The 16,526-nt window shown below is 63.1% G+C and carries 14 protein-coding genes; 5 read left to right on the top strand and 9 right to left on the bottom strand.

Annotated features, from left to right (window positions below; genetic code table 11):
- Positions 1–13 precede the first annotated feature (13 nt).
- Positions 14–859, top strand: coding sequence for a universal stress protein (locus EEB11_RS04085; RefSeq protein WP_135429139.1), 846 nt, complete (start codon positions 14–16; stop codon positions 857–859).
- A 71-nt stretch (positions 860–930) separates the two neighbouring features.
- Here EEB11_RS04085 and fnrL read toward each other — a convergent pair whose 3' ends face one another.
- Positions 931–1,680 (bottom strand): transcriptional regulator FnrL, encoded by a 750-nt coding sequence (gene fnrL / locus EEB11_RS04080; protein WP_135429138.1) that lies wholly within the window; start codon positions 1,678–1,680, stop codon positions 931–933.
- Between the two features lie 65 nt (positions 1,681–1,745).
- Between fnrL and hemN the strand changes: the two genes are divergently transcribed.
- Positions 1,746–3,113, top strand: coding sequence for an oxygen-independent coproporphyrinogen III oxidase (gene hemN, locus EEB11_RS04075; protein ID WP_135429137.1), 1,368 nt, complete (start codon positions 1,746–1,748; stop codon positions 3,111–3,113).
- 60 nt (positions 3,114–3,173) lie between these two features.
- Positions 3,174–4,178 carry an LLM class flavin-dependent oxidoreductase gene (locus EEB11_RS04070; RefSeq protein ID WP_135429136.1) on the top strand — a complete coding sequence of 335 codons (1,005 nt, stop codon included), beginning with the start codon at positions 3,174–3,176 and terminating at the stop codon, positions 4,176–4,178.
- Positions 4,179–4,184: 6 nt separating this feature from the next.
- On the opposite strand, the gene EEB11_RS04065 is transcribed toward EEB11_RS04070, so the two are convergent.
- From EEB11_RS04065 to EEB11_RS04040, 6 genes are all read right to left on the bottom strand, one after another.
- Positions 4,185–5,408 (bottom strand): glycosyltransferase family 4 protein, encoded by a 1,224-nt coding sequence (locus EEB11_RS04065; protein WP_135429135.1) that lies wholly within the window; start codon positions 5,406–5,408, stop codon positions 4,185–4,187.
- Entirely contained in the window at positions 5,405–7,018 is a 1,614-nt protein-coding gene (locus EEB11_RS04060; protein WP_135429134.1) for an ABC transporter ATP-binding protein, read from the bottom strand. Before EEB11_RS04060 ends, EEB11_RS04065 begins: the two co-directional genes overlap by 4 nt.
- On the bottom strand, positions 7,015–8,124 hold the full coding sequence (locus EEB11_RS04055) for an ABC transporter permease (protein ID WP_135429133.1): 1,110 nt from the start codon (positions 8,122–8,124) through the stop codon (positions 7,015–7,017). Before EEB11_RS04055 ends, EEB11_RS04060 begins: the two co-directional genes overlap by 4 nt.
- A gap of 3 nt (positions 8,125–8,127) precedes the next feature.
- On the bottom strand, positions 8,128–9,276 hold the full coding sequence (locus EEB11_RS04050; RefSeq protein ID WP_135429132.1) for a microcin C ABC transporter permease YejB: 1,149 nt from the start codon (positions 9,274–9,276) through the stop codon (positions 8,128–8,130).
- 25 nt (positions 9,277–9,301) lie between these two features.
- Entirely contained in the window at positions 9,302–11,164 is a 1,863-nt protein-coding gene (locus EEB11_RS04045) for an extracellular solute-binding protein (protein WP_135429131.1), read from the bottom strand.
- Positions 11,165–11,354: 190 nt separating this feature from the next.
- The gene (locus tag EEB11_RS04040; protein WP_135429130.1) at positions 11,355–11,873 is read right to left on the bottom strand and encodes a c-type cytochrome; all 519 of its coding nucleotides are present in this window, start codon (positions 11,871–11,873) and stop codon (positions 11,355–11,357) included.
- Positions 11,874–11,996: 123 nt separating this feature from the next.
- Here EEB11_RS04040 and EEB11_RS04035 point away from each other — a divergent pair, with 123 nt between their 5' ends.
- The gene (locus EEB11_RS04035) at positions 11,997–12,827 is read left to right on the top strand and encodes a prephenate dehydratase (protein ID WP_135429129.1); all 831 of its coding nucleotides are present in this window, start codon (positions 11,997–11,999) and stop codon (positions 12,825–12,827) included.
- A gap of 21 nt (positions 12,828–12,848) precedes the next feature.
- Here the strand turns inward: EEB11_RS04035 and EEB11_RS04030 are convergent, their stop codons facing one another.
- Together EEB11_RS04030 and nudC are read right to left on the bottom strand one after the other, a co-directional pair.
- A complete protein-coding gene (locus EEB11_RS04030) occupies positions 12,849–13,322 on the bottom strand; it encodes an SRPBCC family protein (protein WP_135429128.1) in 474 nt (157 codons plus the stop codon).
- Between the two features lie 87 nt (positions 13,323–13,409).
- Positions 13,410–14,360: an NAD(+) diphosphatase gene (gene nudC / locus EEB11_RS04025; RefSeq protein ID WP_135429127.1), complete on the bottom strand. Its 951-nt coding sequence runs from the start codon at positions 14,358–14,360 to the stop codon at positions 13,410–13,412.
- Between the two features lie 215 nt (positions 14,361–14,575).
- Between nudC and EEB11_RS04020 the strand changes: the two genes are divergently transcribed.
- Positions 14,576–16,474 (top strand): bifunctional 2',3'-cyclic-nucleotide 2'-phosphodiesterase/3'-nucleotidase, encoded by a 1,899-nt coding sequence (locus EEB11_RS04020; RefSeq protein WP_135429126.1) that lies wholly within the window; start codon positions 14,576–14,578, stop codon positions 16,472–16,474.
- Positions 16,475–16,526 lie beyond the last annotated feature (52 nt).

Below are 16,526 nucleotides of genomic sequence, written 5' to 3'. Positions count from 1 at the left end.
AAGGAGGACCGCCATGACCTACAAATCCATTTTCACGGTTGCCACCCATGCCGGGCAGGTGCCGCAGACCATCGCGGCAGCCGCAAAACTGTGCGCGCAGACCGACGCGCATCTGGATGTTCTGGCGCTGGGGGTTGACCGCACGCAGATCGGATATGCCTACATCGGCTCTGGCGCTGTGTTGTTGCAGGTCGCGCAAGAGCGCGCCGAAAGCGATGCCCGCGATCTGGAGGATGCGGTCAAGGCGGCCGTGGCTGCCGAATCCCCCGGTCTGCGCGCCAGCGTCGAGGCGGCGGTGACCCAGTTCGGCGCGATGATCGACCTGGTGTCGCAGCGCGCCCGCTTTGCCGATCTGGTGGTGCTGGCGCGCCCCTATGGCAAGGAACAGGGGGCCGAGGCCGAAGCGGTCATCGAAGCCGCGATGTTCGAGGGGCGGGCCCCGGTTCTGGTTGTGCCGGACAGCGGGCTTGGGCGGGCGGCGCCCCGGCGCGTCGTGGTGGCCTGGAACCAGAGCCGCGAGGCGATGGCGGCGGTGCGCGCGGCACTGCCCTTGCTGAAACAGGCCGATCAGGTGGCGATCACCGTGATTGATCCGCCGGTGCATGGGCCGGAACGGTCAGACCCGGGCGGCATGCTGTGCCAGATGCTGGTGCGCCACGGGGTACGGGCCGAGGTGACGGTGCTGGCCCGCAGCCTGCCGCGCGTGTCGGATGTGCTGCTGCGCCATGTGCGCGACAAGGATGCCGACCTGCTGGTGATGGGGGCCTACGGCCATTCCCGTTTTCGCGAAGCCATCCTTGGCGGTGCCACGCGCAACATGCTGGAACAGACCACCGTGCCGGTGCTGATGGCGCATTGAACGGTGCGCTGCCGGGGGCGGTCAGCCCCCGAAGACCGACTTCAAGGGCCCGCGTGGATGCCGAAGCAATCCTAGACCAGATACCCGCCATCACTGTCGTCCCCGGTTTCATCCATCAACGCATCCATCGACGGGATCGTGACCTGACGCTTGCCGTCCAGCGTGATGATGCCATCACGCTTCAGCGCGCTCATCTGGCGGCTGACGGTTTCCAGCGTCAGGCCAAGGTAGTCTGACATCTCTTCGCGTGTCAGCGGCAGATCAAAGGTCATCGTCGCTGCAGTGCGGGGCTGTTTGAGACTGGCATCGCGACGGGCGATGATGGCCAGCAGACTCGCGATCTTTTCCCGCGCGGTCTTGCGACCCAGAAGCAGCATCCATTCGCGGGCGGCGTCCAGCTCGTCCAGCGTCATCTCCAGCAGGCGCTGCGCGATATGCGGCGTGCTGCCCATCATCTCCTCGAACGGTTTGCGGCGGAAGCAGCACATCACCAGATCGGTGGTGGCGGTCACATCATATGCGGCATAGGACCGACCGGGTCGGCCGACAAAATCTGACGGCAGCAGCAGGCCGACCATCTGGCGACGGCCATCTTCCATGGTCTGGGTCAGGGTGGCGATGCCGGTCACCACCGAGGCCACGAAGTCCATTTTGTCACCGGACCAGATCACGGTCTGACCAGCCTGATAGCTGCGGTAATATTTTATCTGCTCCAGCTGTGCCAGTTCATCCGCTTCGCAGCGGGCACATACAGCCCGGTGCCGGATCGGGCAATCGCCGCAATCCTGCATCTGAGTTCGGATTTCACGGTGGACGGACATGGCCACCCTTTCCCTTTTTGATCTGCATCAAGGCAGATCTGGTTTTGTGCGGCGAAGATACGGGAATGACATATGAACCGCAACTCGCCCGACTTGGACTGTTTGACGCGCGCGTGCCGCGCTATACCAGCTATCCCACGGCCCCGCATTTCGGCGGTTCGGTGGATCATACGCTGTTTACCACTTGGGTCGAGGCTATTCCCGAAAATTCGGCGATATCGCTCTATCTGCACGTGCCATTCTGTCGCAGGTTGTGCTGGTTCTGCGCCTGCCGGACACAAGGCACGCAAAGCGATGATCCGGTCATCGCCTATGTCGCGACGCTTTTGGCCGAGATTGCCCTGTTGCGGCACCACCTGCCGCGCGGAGTGACGCTGTCGCGGCTGCATTGGGGTGGCGGTACGCCGACCCTGCTGCCCGCAGCCCAGATCGAACGGCTGGCGGCTGCGGTGCTGGAAGCGGTGCCGTTGGGCGCGGGGGGCGAGTTTTCGGTCGAGATCGACCCCAACGAGATTGATGCCGCACGGCTGGATGCCCTGGCGGCGGCGGGGATGAACCGTGCCTCCATCGGGGTACAGGATTTTGACCCGCTGATCCAGAAAGCCATCGGGCGCGAGCAAAGCTATACGCTGACATTGGCAGTGGCAGAGATGATCCGGGACCGGGGCGTGCACAGCCTGAACGCCGATATCCTGTATGGGCTGCCGCATCAGACCATGGCGCGGATGTCCGATTCGGTGCGCAAACTGCTGACGCTGTCGCCTGACCGGGTGGCGCTGTACGGCTATGCTCATGTGCCATGGATGAGCCGGCGGCAGCAGATGATTCCGTCCGACAGCCTGCCGACCCCGCAGGAACGTCTGCGCCTGTTCGAGACGGCGGCAGAGCTGTTCTGCGGTGATGGCTATACAAGCGTCGGCATCGACCATTTCGCGCGGCCCGGTGATGGCATGGCACAGGCGCTGAAGGCGGGGCGGTTGCGGCGGAATTTCCAGGGCTACACCGATGACACCGCCCCGGTGCTGATCGGGCTGGGGGCCTCGTCGATCAGCCGGTTTCCGCAGGGCTTTGCGCAGAATGTCAGCGGCACGTCGGATTACACCAAGGCGATCCGGGCGGGGCGGTTTTCCACCCATCGCGGCCATGTCTTTGCCGGCGAAGACCGGATGCGCGCCCGGATCATCGAGGCGCTGATGTGCGATTTCCATGTGTCACGCGCCGAGATCCTGCGCGATTTCGACTGCGCGCCGGACCGGCTGGATGCGATGCTGCGCGATGCGTCAGAGGCGTTTGGCGGAATGGTCACGGTGGATGCGGGCGGGCTGACGATTCCGCCTGCCGCACGCCCGCTGACGCGCATGGTGGCGCGGGCCTTTGATGCCTATGACCAGCACGGGGTGCCGAACAAGGCGCAGCATTCCATAGCGGTCTGACGGGGCGGGTCTTACATTGCGCGCGCCCTGCCCTTAGGTTTACGGGCAGGAGACACCGCCATGCATCATTTTTCCCTGCTTGATCTTTCCCCTGTGCCCGAGGGCAGCAGCACCGCGCAGGCTTTGGCCAACACGGTTGCCCTGGCGCAACTGGCCGAGGCCGCGGGCTATCACCGGTTCTGGCTGGCCGAACATCACAACATGCCGGGTATCGCCTCTGCCGCCACGGCCATTGTGATCGGCCATGTGGCGGCGGCGACAAAAACCATCCGGCTGGGTGCTGGCGGCATCATGCTGCCGAACCACGCGCCGCTGATCGTGGCTGAACAGTTCGGCACGCTGGAAACGCTGTATCCGGGCCGGATTGATCTGGGCCTTGGCCGCGCGCCGGGCACCGACATGGCCACGGCGCGGGCCCTGCGCCGCCACATGGCCCCGGAAGACAGCTTTCCGCAGGATGTGGTGGAGCTGATCGGCTATTTCGACACTGCCACAGAGGGAACCGCCGTGCGCGCCATCCCCGGTGAGGGCACACAGGTTCCGGTCTGGATTCTGGGCAGCAGCCTGTACGGCGCACAACTGGCGGCCTATCTGGGGCTGCCTTATGCCTTTGCCTCGCATTTCGCGCCCGCGATGCTGGAAGATGCACTGGCCACCTATCGTGCCACCTTTCGCCCGTCACGCTTTCTGGCGCAGCCCTATGCGATGATGGCGGCAGGGGTCTGTGCGGCGGATACCGACGCCGAGGCGCAATATCTGCGCACGTCGCAGATGCTCGCCTTTGCCCGGCTGCGCACCGGCAAGCCCGGCAAGCTGCCGCGCCCGGTACACGATATCGGGGCGCATATCCCGGCCCCGGTCATGGCGGGGGTAGAACAGGCGCTGTCGGTGGCGGCGGTGGGGTCGCGCGCGACGGTCCGGCGCGAGCTGGCGGCGATGCTTGCGCGCTATCAGCCCGATGAGCTGATGGTGACCGGCATGATCCATGACCATGCGGCGCGGCTGCATTCGTTTGCGATTGCGGCAGAGGTATTGGGGGATCTGTCACAGGCAAAGGCCGCCTGAGTCGGATCAGGGCGCGAACCGCTCGACAAACTCGACCATGCGCGGCAGGCAGATGCCGCGCAGGTCATATCGCGTCTGGGCGGTTTCCCGGGCGGCACGGCGCAAGGCACCGTAACGCCCGGGATTGGCCAGCGTGTCGATCAGCGTTTGCGACCACGCAGAGATGTCGAAAAAATCGACCAGCAGGCCGTTTTCGCCATGCGTGATCACCTCCTGCACCGGCGCGGTGTCTGAGCCCACCACCAGACAACCGGCGGCCATCGCCTCCAGCATCGACCATGACAGCACGAACGGGTACGTCAGATAGGCATGCACCCGGCTGACCTGCAGGATGGTGGCAAAGGTGGCATATGGCACCTTGCCCATGAAATGCACCCGGTCCATCGGCAGCTGGCCCTGCACTTCGGACAGTATCTGGTTTTTCCAGCCTTTGGCCCCCTTTGGCGGGCTGCCATAGCTGACCTCATCCCCGCCGACGATCACGGCATGGGCTTCGGGGCGGGCGCGCAGGACGGCAGGCAGCGCGCGCATGAAACTGTGATAGCCGCGGTAAGGTTCCAGATTGCGGCTCACGAAGGTCAGAACTTCATCCCCCGCGCGTAAGCTGCGGCCATCGGGCAGCGTAAGGCTGGCCTGTGGGTCAGGGTGCAGGGCGGTGCAATCTATGCCGTCATGGATTACCCTGATCATGCTGCGCAGGGGGGCTGGGTAGGTGCTGGCCTGCCATTCCGTTGGCGCAAGCCCGGCATCGGCATGGATCAGCGCCTGCCCCAGATGCGCGGCGCGGCCTTGGGCGATCAGGATCTGGTCGAGGCCATAAGGCAGGAACTCCGGGTCGAAACCCACATCGGCCCCGACCCCGCGATAGTAGAATTCGGCATAGACGATCAGCTTTGCCTGTGGCCAGATTTCCTTCAGAAACAACGTCTCGCCCCAGCCGGAGTGGCCGAAGATCACATCGGGCGCATAGCCCTCGGTCTCGCGCAGTTGCGCGCAGGCACGGGCGACGCTGACGCCCCGGTCGGACATGACGGTGTAGTTTCGGCCCAGCCGGGTTTTCGCTGGATCGACCCTGTCGGGGGTGTGCTTGTAGCGCAGGGTGCGAACCGGTGACCGGCGGGTGTTTCGCGCATCGGTCAGCGCCAGCACATCATGGCCCCGCGCCGCCAGTTCCGGGGCCAGATGCAGAAACTGCCCCGGAAAATTCTGGTGCAGGAACAGGATCTTCATGCCCCGGCCTGCGACGCTTCCCCCGGCATCCTGCCAAAAGCGGCCAGCATCAGCGCGCGGGTGTAGTCTGAGGCAGGGGCATCAAACACGGTCCGGGCATCACCGAATTCCACCACATCGCCCGCTTTCATCACCATCACCTTATGCGACAGCGCCCGCACAACGCGCAGGTCGTGGCTGATAAAGATGTAGGCCAGCCCCCATTTGCGCTGCAGATCGCGCAGCAGGGCCACGATCTGCACCTGCACGGTCATGTCGAGCGCCGAAGTGGGTTCGTCCAACACCACCAGCTTCGGGCGCAGGATCATGGCGCGGGCGATGGCGATGCGCTGGCGCTGGCCCCCGGAAAATTCATGCGGGTAGCGGGCCATGGTGGCGGGATCCAGCCCCACCTCGGCCATGATTGCGGCGACCTTTTCGCGCGATGTGGCCGGGGTGTCGGTGCCGTGCAGCGCCAGCCCTTCGGAAATGATCTGCTCGGCGGTCATGCGCGGTGACAGGCTGCCGAACGGGTCCTGGAACACCACCTGCATGTCACGCCGCACCGGGCGCAGGGCAGAACCTGACAGGGCCGAGATGTCACGGCCCAGCACCATGATCGGGCCGGTTGATGGCACCAGCCGCAGGATGGCCAGCGCCAGCGTGGTCTTGCCCGACCCGCTTTCGCCGACGATCCCAAGCGTTTCCCCGGCGCGGACCGACAGGGTGGCGTCGTTCACGGCCTTCACATGGCCAACCGTCTTGCGCAGGAAACCGGCGGTGATGGGGAACCAGACGCGCAGGCCTTGGGTGCTGACCACCTCTGGGGTATCTGCCGGTAAAGGGTCCGGCAGGCCGGTGGGTTCGGCCGCCAGCAATTTGCGGGTATAGGGGTGCTGCGGGTTTGCAAAGATTTCCGCCGTCGGGCCTTGTTCGACAATCTCGCCGCCCTGCATCACACAGACGCGGTCGGCGATGCGGCGCACGATGCCAAGGTCGTGGGTGATAAACAACAGGCTGAGGCCTTCGGACCGTTTCAACTCAGCCAGCAGATCAAGGATCTGCGCCTGAATGGTCACATCAAGCGCGGTGGTCGGTTCATCAGCGATCAGCAGGTCCGGCCCGTTGGCCAGCGCCATGGCGATCATCACCCGCTGCCGCTGTCCGCCCGACAACTGGTGCGGATAGGCCCCAAGGCGGCTTTCGGCGTCGCGGATGCCGACTTTTTCCATCAGGTCCAGAATGCGGTCGCGCGCGGCGGGCCCCGCCAGACCCTGATGCAATGCAAGGCTTTCGCCCAGCTGCTTTTCGATGGTGTGCAGAGGGTTCAGGCTGGTCATCGGTTCCTGAAAGATGAAACTGATGTCATTGCCGCGCACGCGGCGCAGATCGCCTTCGGAGGCACCCACCATCTGCGTGCCCTGATAGGTGACAGAGCCGCTGACAATCGCATTATCGCCCAACAGGCCCACGGTCGACAGCGCAGTGACCGATTTGCCGGAGCCGGATTCGCCCACCAGTGCCACGGTTTCGCCGTTGCCGACGGTGAAAGTCACACCCTTGACCGCGTCGATGACCCGGCCATCCTGACGGAAGCTGATCTTCAGGTCGTTGACCGCAAGCACGCTCATTGAAAGGTCTTTCGCGGGTCAAAGGCATCGCGGACGCCTTCAAAGATGAAGACCAGAAGCGACAGCATGATGGCAAACGTGAAGAACGCGGTGAAGGCCAGCCATGGCGCCTGCAGATTCTGCTTGGCCTGCTGTGTCATCTCGCCCAAGGACGGCGATGAGGACGGCAGGCCGAAGCCCAGAAAATCGAGCGCGGTGAGCGCGCCGATGGTGCCGGTCAGAATGAACGGCAGCAGGGTCAGCGTGGCGACCATCGCATTGGGCAGCACATGGCGGAACATGATGACCCGGTCGGGCACGCCAAGTGCGCGAGCGGCACGGACATATTCGAAATTGCGCGCCCGCAGGAATTCGGCCCGCACCACGCCCACCAGCCCGGTCCAGCCGAACAGCACCATCAGGAACACCAATATCCAGAAGTTCATCGTGAAGATCGCGGCCACGATGATGATGACGTAAAGTGTGGGGGTGGCCCCCCAGATTTCGATGATGCGCTGGAAGATCAGGTCGGTCAGGCCGCCGAAATAGCCCTGCACCGCGCCTGCCGCGATGCCGATCACGCTGGTCAGCACAGTGACGATCAGCGCAAAACTGACCGAGAGGCGAAAGCCATAGATCACCCGCGCCAGTACATCGCGGGCGGTATCATCCGTGCCCAGCCAGTGCTGCGCATCAGGTGCCGATGGGGCGGCTTTGCCGATGTCGTTGATGGTGTTGTAGCTGTAGGGCACCGGGGCCCAGATGATGCGGCCCTGCTCCACCGGCTCGCCTGCGGCGGTGCCTTGCGTCGTGGCCTCGGCTAGAATGCCTTCGGGGTCGTCCCAGCACGCTTCGGACCCGGCGGCCAGGATCAGGCAGCGGACCTCGACATCCTTGTATTTCGCCTCGGTCTGGAAATCGCCGCCGAAGGCGGTTTCGGGGTAGAACCGCGCAAAGGGCGCGTGCCATTCACCGCGAAACTGCACCAGAAGCGGTTTGTCATTGGCAACCATCTCGGCGCAGAGCGAGATGCCGTAGAGGATGGAAAACAGGATCAGCGACCACCATGCCCGGCGGTTGGCCTTGAAATTGCGCCAGCGGCGCTGGTTCAGCGGGGACAGGGCCATGGCTCAGCCTCTCCGCTCGAAATCAATGCGGGGGTCAACCCAGACATACATCAGGTCCGACAGGATGCCGACCACCAGACCGATCATGCCAAAGAAGAACAGCGTGCCGAAGATCACCGGATAATCCCGTTCCACCGCCGCGCGGAAGCCAAGTTGGCCAAGGCCATCCAGACTGAAAATCGTCTCGATGATCAGGCTCGATCCGAAGAACACCGACAGGAACAGCGCCGGAAACCCTGCGATCACGATCAGCATGGCGTTGCGGAACACATGGCCATAGAGCACGCTTGATTCCGACAGCCCCTTGGCGCGGGCGGTCATCACGTATTGCTTCTTGATCTCGTCCAGAAAGCTGTTCTTGGTCAGCAGCGTCAGGGTGGCAAAGCTGGCGATGGTGGAGGCGAGCACCGGCAGCGTGATGTGCCACAGGTAATCCAGCACCTTGCCGATCATCGACAGCTGGTCAAAATTGTCCGACGTCAGACCGCGCAGCGGGAACCAGCGGAAATAGCTGCCCCCCGCGAACAGGACCAGAAGCAGGATGGCGAAGAGAAAACCGGGGATGGCATAGGCCGCGATGATCACGCCGCTGGTCCATGTGTCGAACCGCGACCCGTCGCGCACCGCCTTGCGGATGCCCAGCGGGATCGAGATGGCATAGGCAATCAGGGTGGACCACAGGCCAAGCGTCAGAGACACCGGCAGTTTTTCCCAGACCAATTCCAGCACGCCGATGGACCGGAAGTGGCTTTCGCCGAAATCGAAGCGGATGTAGTTCCACATCATGATAAAGAACCGCTCCCACGCCGGGATCAGCTCTTTTTCGCATTCCGGCGCACGGGCCGACGGGGTGCCGGTAAATCCCGGTTCGCAGACAAAGCGGGCAAAGCCGAACTGCACCTCCAGTTCGGCCAGAAAACCGGGGTCAAGGCCTTGCGCGCCGACATACCCAGAGTCGTTGCCCTGTTGCCCGATGCCCGCATCACCCGCACCGCTGATCGCCTGAATGGGATCGCCGCCGCCGTCAATCCGGGCCAAGACCTGTTCGATCGGCCCACCCGGCACAAACTGGGTCAGGCCAAAATTGATGATCATGATCCCGATCAGAGTCGGGATGATCAGAAGCAATCGCCGGAGGATATAGGCGCCCATGTGGCCTGCCTGCCTGTTGTTCTTGTTATCGCAGGACGCCGGCTGCCCGAAGCGCCTCTGCCTTTTCTGCGTTGTACCACCAGAAATCCAGTTCGCCCAGAGCATAGGGCGGCAGCGTTTCGGGGTGCTCGTACATGTTGTAATAGGCGATCGTGTGGACATCCTTGTACCACTGCGGCACCCAGAACCGTTCGGCCCGCAGTACCCGGTCCAGCGCCTGTGTCGCGACCGTCAGATCGTCGAGCGATTGCGACGCCATGACCACATTGATCAGCCGGTCAACAGCGGGGCTTTTCAGGCCCATGATGTTGAAGGCCGAGACATCGGCGGTTTCCGACCCGTAGAACTGCTTGAGTTCCGAGCCGGAAATGTAGTCGGACCGGGCATTGCCGGTGATCATGTCGAAGTCATAAGATGGCGGGCGGGTCCGCGCCTCCATCTGGGCATTGTCAACGCGCGTCAGCCGCGCGTCTATGCCCAGCGCCTTCAGGTTCTCGATATAGGGGTTCATGATGCGGTCAAAACTGGGGCTGTCGTTGAGCATTTCGACCGAGAGCACCTGTCCGGCGGCGTTGCGGCGCCTGCCGTCGCTGCCCACGGTCCAGCCCGCCTCGTCCAGCAGGGCGCTGGCGCGGCGCAGGTTGGGGCGGTCCAGCTGACGTTCGCCCGAGGTGGGGGCCATCACAGCCTCGTCGGTCAGGATGGTGGCGGGTAACAGCCCTTCATCGACCAGCGGCTGCAGGATGGTGGCCTCGGCCGGGGTGGGGGTGCCGATGGCTTCCAGCCAGGTGTTTTCCCAGATGGAATCGATGCGGGCGTAGATACCGTAGAACAGGGTGGCATTGGACCATTCGTAGTTGAACATCAGCCCGATGGCCTCGCGCACGCGCGGGTCCTGGAACTTTTCCCGCCGCAGATTGAACAGAAAGGCCTGACCCGGTGCCTTGCTGCCATCGGCCAGTTCCGCCTTGACGATCTGGCCGTTCGCCACTTCGGGGAAATCAAAGCCGGTGGCCCATTTGATCGAGCTGGCCTCGTTGCGGAAGGTGTAATTGCCGGCCTTGAAGCCTTCGAACGCGGCGTCGTAGTCGGAATAGTATTCGATGCGGATGGTGTCGAAATTGCCGCGCCCTTGGTTCAGCGGCAGGTCCGCGCCCCAATAGTCGGGGTTGCGCACCCATGTGACCGATTTGCCCACATCAATGCGGCCCGGCACATAGGGCCCGCTGCCCAGCATGGGCGTCATCGTGCTTTCTTCCAGATCAAGCGCATTCGCCTCGTAATGCGCTTTGGAAATCACCGGCAGGCCACCCATGCTGGCCGGCAGATCGCGGTGCGGCACATCCGCCTTGAAGGTGAATTTGATGCGGTGCGGACCCAGCACCTCCACGCTTTCGACCTGTGTGGCCAGAACAGTGCGGAAATCGGTCAGGCCCTTGGCCAGAAAGGTCTGATAGGTGAACATGACATCTTCGGCTGTCAGCGGGGTGCCATCCGAGAACGTCACCTCGGGGCGCAGGTTGAAAATCACCCAGGACCGGTCTTCCGGATACTCCAGCGTGGTGCACAGCAGGCAATAGGATGCACCGATTTCATCTGCGGTGCCGGTCAGGATCGCCTCGTAGGGGGCAGATGACAGGCCCGCCGCTCGGCCCTTGATCGAATAGGGGTTCATGCTGTCGAAGCCGCCAAAGGCCCAGACCGAGATTTCGCCGCCCTTGGGGGCATCGGGGTTGACGTAAGGCAGATGGGTGAAATCGGCGGGCAGCTGCAATTCGCCAAAAGTGGAAATGCCATGCGCGGTGATGATGGTATCCTGCGCCCAGAGCGGAGCCGCCGCGAACACAGCTCCTGCCAAAGCTGCAAATGTGCCATATGTCTGTGCCATCTGACCTTCCCCTTGTCTGTCATGGCCGCTTTGATGCGGCTTTAGAACATTAGGGGAAGTAAAGCGCGGTTTGTCGATGGCTCAAGTGGCGATTGCGTGATCAGCGCAAGAATTCGAAACGGCCGCCCCTTTCGGGACGGCCGGTGCAAGCATTTTGGGCCGAAGCATCAGCCCCGGTATCGGTACCGGATCAGTTGGTGGTGGCCAGATAGGCGATCAGATTGGCGCGCTCATCCGGGCGGGGCAGACCGGCAAAAGCCATCTTGGTGCCCGGGGCATAGTTGCGTGGGCTGAGCAGGAACGCGTCAAGGTTTTCCGGTGTCCAGGCTTCCGACGCCATGCCGACCAGCGTATCGGAATAGGCATAGCCCGCCGATGCGGCCTTGGCCTTGTCAACGATGCCGTTCAGATGTGGGCCAACGCCATCAGCGCCGTCCAGCTTGTGGCAGGCGCGGCATTTTGCGAAGACGGATTCACCCGCTGCAGCATCGGCCGCGGCGTATATCGTGGCAAAATCCGGTGCATCTTCGGCCATTTCGGCCGGGGCGTCAGACGCGCCCGTGTCAATCGCATAGGCTTGTTGATGGCCTTCGCCATGACCGCCGCCCGTGGTATACAGCGCAGTTGCCGCCCAGCCGCCCAGCAAAAACACCAGAAGCGATCCGCAAACCGCCCCCAACACCTTGGTCATCGTCATCGTGTCGAACATGTCGCGCTTTCCCTTGGCATTCTCGTTGCAGGGCTTCTACCCGCTTCCCTATACATGTTTCAAGGTGTAGGTGCGCGACCATTCGCCCCTTTTTGTCCACCTTTATCTATCGGAGCCCGAAACATGACCGGTCGGATCGCATTTCAGGGCGAACTTGGTGCCTATTCGCATCAGGCCTGCCAGCAAGCCCGCCCGGGGATGGAGGTGGTGCCCTGCACCACTTTCGAGGATGTAGTCGAGTTAACACGGTCGGGCGACGTTGACCTGGGGATGCTGGCCGTAGAGAATTCGACCTATGGCCGGGTGGCCGATGTGCACAGCCTGCTGCCGAAATCGGAGCTGCATATCGTGGACGAGGCCTTTGTGCGGGTGCATGTCAACCTGCTGTGTGTGCCGGGTGCCGTGCTTGCCGATGTGCGTGAGGCGCATGGCCATGTGGTGATCTTGCCGCAATGCGCCCGGTTTCTGCGCAGCCATGGCATTGTGGGCCGTGTCAGTTCCGACAACGCCCGCGCCGCGCGCGAGGTGGCTGAAGCCGGGGACAAGACCCGCGCCGCCCTGGCCAGCGAACTTGCGGCCGAGATTTACGGGCTGGAGGTGCTGGCACCGCATATCGAGGATCAGAAGAACAACACGACGCGGTTTCTGGTGATGAGCCGCGATGCCGATCACAATCGGCGCGCGCCCCAGATGATCACGACCTTCACCTTTCAGGTCCGCAACATTCCTGCGGCCCTTTACAAGGCGCTTGGCGGCTTTGCGACCAATGGCGTGAACATGACCAAGCTGGAAAGCTACATGGTTGGCGGCAGTTTCATTGCGACCGAATTCTATGCCGATATCGAAGGGCATCCAAAAGACCCCAACGTGGCGCTTGCGCTGGAAGAGCTGCGGTATTTCACCCATAACATCACCATCATGGGCGTGTATCCTTCAGACCGCGCGCGCGGCTGATTGCGCTCAGCCATCGCGCATTCAGCGCGACCGCGATGCGGCAAAGCGTGTTTGCAATTCGGTGGACAGCTGCTCCATCCGATTGTTCAGTCTGGTCTGAACCCGGCCTTTCGCAAGTTTCATCGACTGCAGGAACAGCCGCGCCGCCAGTGTCAGCGGGCGGACGTCGGTGTGCAGCACCATGCGGGTGCGTTTTGGCGACAAAGACACCAGTTCGATCGACAGATCGCCTTCGATCATGCGGCCCCTGCCGGTAAAGGCCAGCTTCGCCCCGGGGTCCTGCCCGACCAGCCGGATATCGACAGCGCGGTCTTTTCCGCGAAAGCGGAAGCCCACATGCCAGCCCATGCCGACACCTGCGGCACGCAACTTGTCTGTCCGATGGACCTCGGCCCCCCGCCGCATGGCAGCGCGTTCCCATGCCTCAAAATCGGACAGGGCAGCGTAGACAAAGTCGATCGGAGCCTCGATGTCGGTTCGTGACGAAAAATGCATCCTGCTGTCCCTGTCTGGATGGTCGGGGTCAGGGAAAGTTCCCCTCACCCTTTCGGACCGTCATCGCCCGTTCGCGTGAATCTGAAGTCAATCCAGCCGGTCTGCAAGCCAGTTATGGATCAGGAAATGGGCAATCGCGCCCTTTCGGGCCGGCTTTATCAGCGGGTGGGTGCCTGCCATCACCGAAACCATGTCTTCGCGCGTCACCCATAAGGCGTGTTCGATTTCATTGGGGTCAAGCGTGATGGCGTCGCTAACCGCCTCGGCCGCGCAGCCCAGCATCAGGCTGGCGGGAAAAGGCCAGGGCTGGCTGGACAGATAGCGCACGGCCCCCAGCCGGATGCCCGCCTCTTCAAATACCTCACGCCGGACGGCGGCCTCGACCGTTTCTCCGGGTTCGACGAATCCAGCCAGACAGGAATACATACCTTCCGGCCAGCCGGGACTGCGGCCCAGCAACGCGCGGTTGCCATGGGTGACCAGCATGATCACCACAGGGTCGGTGCGCGGGAAATGCTGTGCGCCGCAAGTAGGGCAACTGCGCTGCCAGCCCGCCATGGCCGGGGCGGATGCCGCGCCACACACCGCGCAGAAGCCATGGCTGCGATGCCATTGCAGAATTGCCTTGGCCGTTGCCGCCAGTTCGGCCTCGCGCGCGGTCAGGCCCAGCATGGTGGCGCGCAGTTCCGCAAAGGCAAAGCTGTCGGGCAGGGCCGGGTGATGTTGCTGGCTGGAGTCCAGAAATCCTGCCTGCACCGCTTCGGCTCCGGCTTCGGGTTGCCAATCGGTGATATCGGCGGCAAAGCAGGGCTGGTCGTCGTCAAAGCCCAGAAACACCCGCACCCCGGCGTGGTGCAGCACCATCGAATCGCATGTGACCCAGCCAAGCCCCCCTGCCTGCACCAGCGGCTTGCCGCGCCAGACCGGAAGCACCCGCCCCCGCGCCAGCAAGGCGGCCTGCGCCTGTTCATCGCCGCGCAACTCTGCCGCACGGTTCAGGCCTGATCCGCCAAAAGTCACCGTTTCTGCAAATCTCATCCTGCCTCCCCGACCAGTCCTGCCCCTGCGGGCCCCGGCCTGTGATGCCATGATGCGCCGGGCGCGTAAATCAGGAGCGGCACGATAGTGTCAGAATGCAACTTATCCGTGCGGATGTGGCGTCAGAAAAATTTTCTCACGCCAAGCACTTTCCTTTGGGTTATCCAGATCTAGGGTATGGTATTGATTGAAGAACCGTTGAAAATAACGCCAGAATGACGATCAGTTTCACGAGTGCCATCCCTGTTGTGGATCAAGGGCCCAGCGCGGCGGACGCGCAGGTTTGCCTGAGGGTTATTGCGACCAGTGATCTGCACATGCACCTGTCTGGGCATGATTATCATGCCGACGCCACCTGTGTGCGCAAGGGACTGTGCCTGACCGCTTCGCTGATCGCAGAGGCAAGACGCGAGGTGCAAGATCCGGTTCTGCTGGACAACGGCGATTTTCTGCAGGGCAGCCCTCTGGGAGATTACGTGGCGCAGGTAAGCCTGCGGCCCCACCCCATGCTGCAGGCGATGGCGCATCTGCGATATGACGCGATCAATCTGGGGAACCACGAATTTTCGCACGGGATTCCAACGCTGGCGGCGGCGTTGGAACAGGCCCCCTTTCCGGTCCTGTCTGCGAACACCCTGCCCCTTAAGCCCAACCCGGTTTCACCGCTGATTAGGCCCTGGACGCTGCTGGAACGGCACCTGAATGACCAGAACGGACAGTCGCATCTGGTGCGGATCGGAGTCATCGGCGTGCTGCCCATGGATACCGCCATCTGGGACCGTCAGGCGATCGGGGGTCAGGTCGGGATGGACCCGATGATCGAAGCCGTCGCCCGCCACGTTCCGGATGTGCGGGCAGCCGGGGCCGATGTTGTTGTGGTTCTGGCCCATTGCGGGGTCGGGGCCGCCCTGAATGGCAACAGGCCACAGGACGAGGCGCTTGAACTTGCCAGGCTTGACGGGGTGGATGCGCTTGTCATGGGGCATGTCCACATGGTTTTTCCCGGCCCCGGCTTTGCAGCAGTGCCGGGAGTAGACGCGGATGCGGGAACCCTGCACGGCAAGCCCGCGGTCATGCCGGGATTTTTCGGCTCACATCTGGGGGTGATCGACCTCGATCTGATGCACAACGGCACATCCTGGCGCGTAGCCCGGCACCGGGTTGAAGCACGTCCGATTTCTACCCGCGCGACCGATGGCACGCCTGTCGGGCTGGTCCCCCCGGATGAAGCCCTGACGGCCCTGATCCACCCTGCGCATGAGGCGGCCCGGGCCTGGACGCGCGAGCCGATTGGCCATACCGCGCGCGCCATCCACAGCTTTTTCGCGATGGTGACCGATTGCCCGTCGGTCCAGATCATCAATCAGGCCCAGAGCGCCTATGTGATCGAACGGCTGGCGAACGGACCCTTGGCGCATCTTCCGGTGCTGTCCGCGACGTCCCCCTTCCGGGCGGGCGGCGTGGGCGGTCCCGAGAATTACACCAATGTCCCGCCCGGAGAAATCCTGTTGCGCCACGCCGCCGATCTGTACCTGCATCCCAATACCATCATGGCGTTGCGCATCACCGGGGCTGGTCTGCGGAACTGGCTGGAATGTGCAGTGCGCGGTTACCGGCAAGTGCTGCTGGGAGGTGTGGATCAGCCTTTGTTCGGGTTGGACCTGCCCTCGTTTGTCTATGACACCATCGGCGGTCTGACCTATGAGATCGACCTGTCTGTCCCACCGATGGACAAAGGCGGTCAGCGGATCTGCGACCTGTGCTGGCAGGGCATGCCGCTTGATCCGTCACAAGAGTTCATCCTTGCCACCAACAGCTATCGCGGGTCGGGCAACGGTGGCTATACCCGACGCGAAAGCGCCGGTGTGGTGCTGGACGAACAGATCGCCAACCGGGACATTGTCATTTCCCATATCAGACGGGTGTTGGCCCAAGGCGGATCATCCATGGAACCTGACCGTCCCGGCTGGCGGTTCCGGCCAATGCCCGGAACCTCGGTCGTGTTTGACACCAGCCCGCAGGCCGAACAGCATCTGGCAAACCAGCCCGATCTGGCGCTGACCCCGCTGTTCCGCACCCGGGACGGGTTCCTCCGGGTGCGACTGTCGCTATAGACGGCGACGTGGCTTTCTCATCCGGTGGCAATCTGCTACCCCGGTCCGGAAC

It is taken from the genome of Pseudotabrizicola sediminis, from assembly GCF_004745575.1.
GTDB lineage: Bacteria > Pseudomonadota > Alphaproteobacteria > Rhodobacterales > Rhodobacteraceae > Pseudotabrizicola > Pseudotabrizicola sediminis.
This window is presented reverse-complemented; position numbering and strand designations above follow the sequence as displayed.

Excerpts from the sequence above, each read along its gene's own strand:
- hemN (WP_135429137.1), top strand. The coding sequence starts at position 1,746 with ATGACATATGAACCGCAACTCGCCCGACTTGGACTGTTTGACGCGCGC.
- fnrL (WP_135429138.1), bottom strand. The coding sequence starts at position 1,680 with ATGTCCGTCCACCGTGAAATCCGAACTCAGATGCAGGATTGCGGCGAT.
- EEB11_RS04040 (WP_135429130.1), bottom strand. The coding sequence starts at position 11,873 with ATGTTCGACACGATGACGATGACCAAGGTGTTGGGGGCGGTTTGCGGA.
- EEB11_RS04065 (WP_135429135.1), bottom strand. The coding sequence starts at position 5,408 with ATGAAGATCCTGTTCCTGCACCAGAATTTTCCGGGGCAGTTTCTGCAT.
- EEB11_RS04055 (WP_135429133.1), bottom strand. The coding sequence starts at position 8,124 with ATGGCCCTGTCCCCGCTGAACCAGCGCCGCTGGCGCAATTTCAAGGCC.
- EEB11_RS04070 (WP_135429136.1), top strand. The coding sequence starts at position 3,174 with ATGCATCATTTTTCCCTGCTTGATCTTTCCCCTGTGCCCGAGGGCAGC.
- EEB11_RS04050 (WP_135429132.1), bottom strand. The coding sequence starts at position 9,276 with ATGGGCGCCTATATCCTCCGGCGATTGCTTCTGATCATCCCGACTCTG.
- EEB11_RS04020 (WP_135429126.1), top strand. The coding sequence starts at position 14,576 with ATGACGATCAGTTTCACGAGTGCCATCCCTGTTGTGGATCAAGGGCCC.
- nudC (WP_135429127.1), bottom strand. The coding sequence starts at position 14,360 with ATGAGATTTGCAGAAACGGTGACTTTTGGCGGATCAGGCCTGAACCGT.
- EEB11_RS04035 (WP_135429129.1), top strand. The coding sequence starts at position 11,997 with ATGACCGGTCGGATCGCATTTCAGGGCGAACTTGGTGCCTATTCGCAT.
- EEB11_RS04030 (WP_135429128.1), bottom strand. The coding sequence starts at position 13,322 with ATGCATTTTTCGTCACGAACCGACATCGAGGCTCCGATCGACTTTGTC.
- EEB11_RS04060 (WP_135429134.1), bottom strand. The coding sequence starts at position 7,018 with ATGAGCGTGCTTGCGGTCAACGACCTGAAGATCAGCTTCCGTCAGGAT.
- EEB11_RS04085 (WP_135429139.1), top strand. The coding sequence starts at position 14 with ATGACCTACAAATCCATTTTCACGGTTGCCACCCATGCCGGGCAGGTG.
- EEB11_RS04045 (WP_135429131.1), bottom strand. The coding sequence starts at position 11,164 with ATGGCACAGACATATGGCACATTTGCAGCTTTGGCAGGAGCTGTGTTC.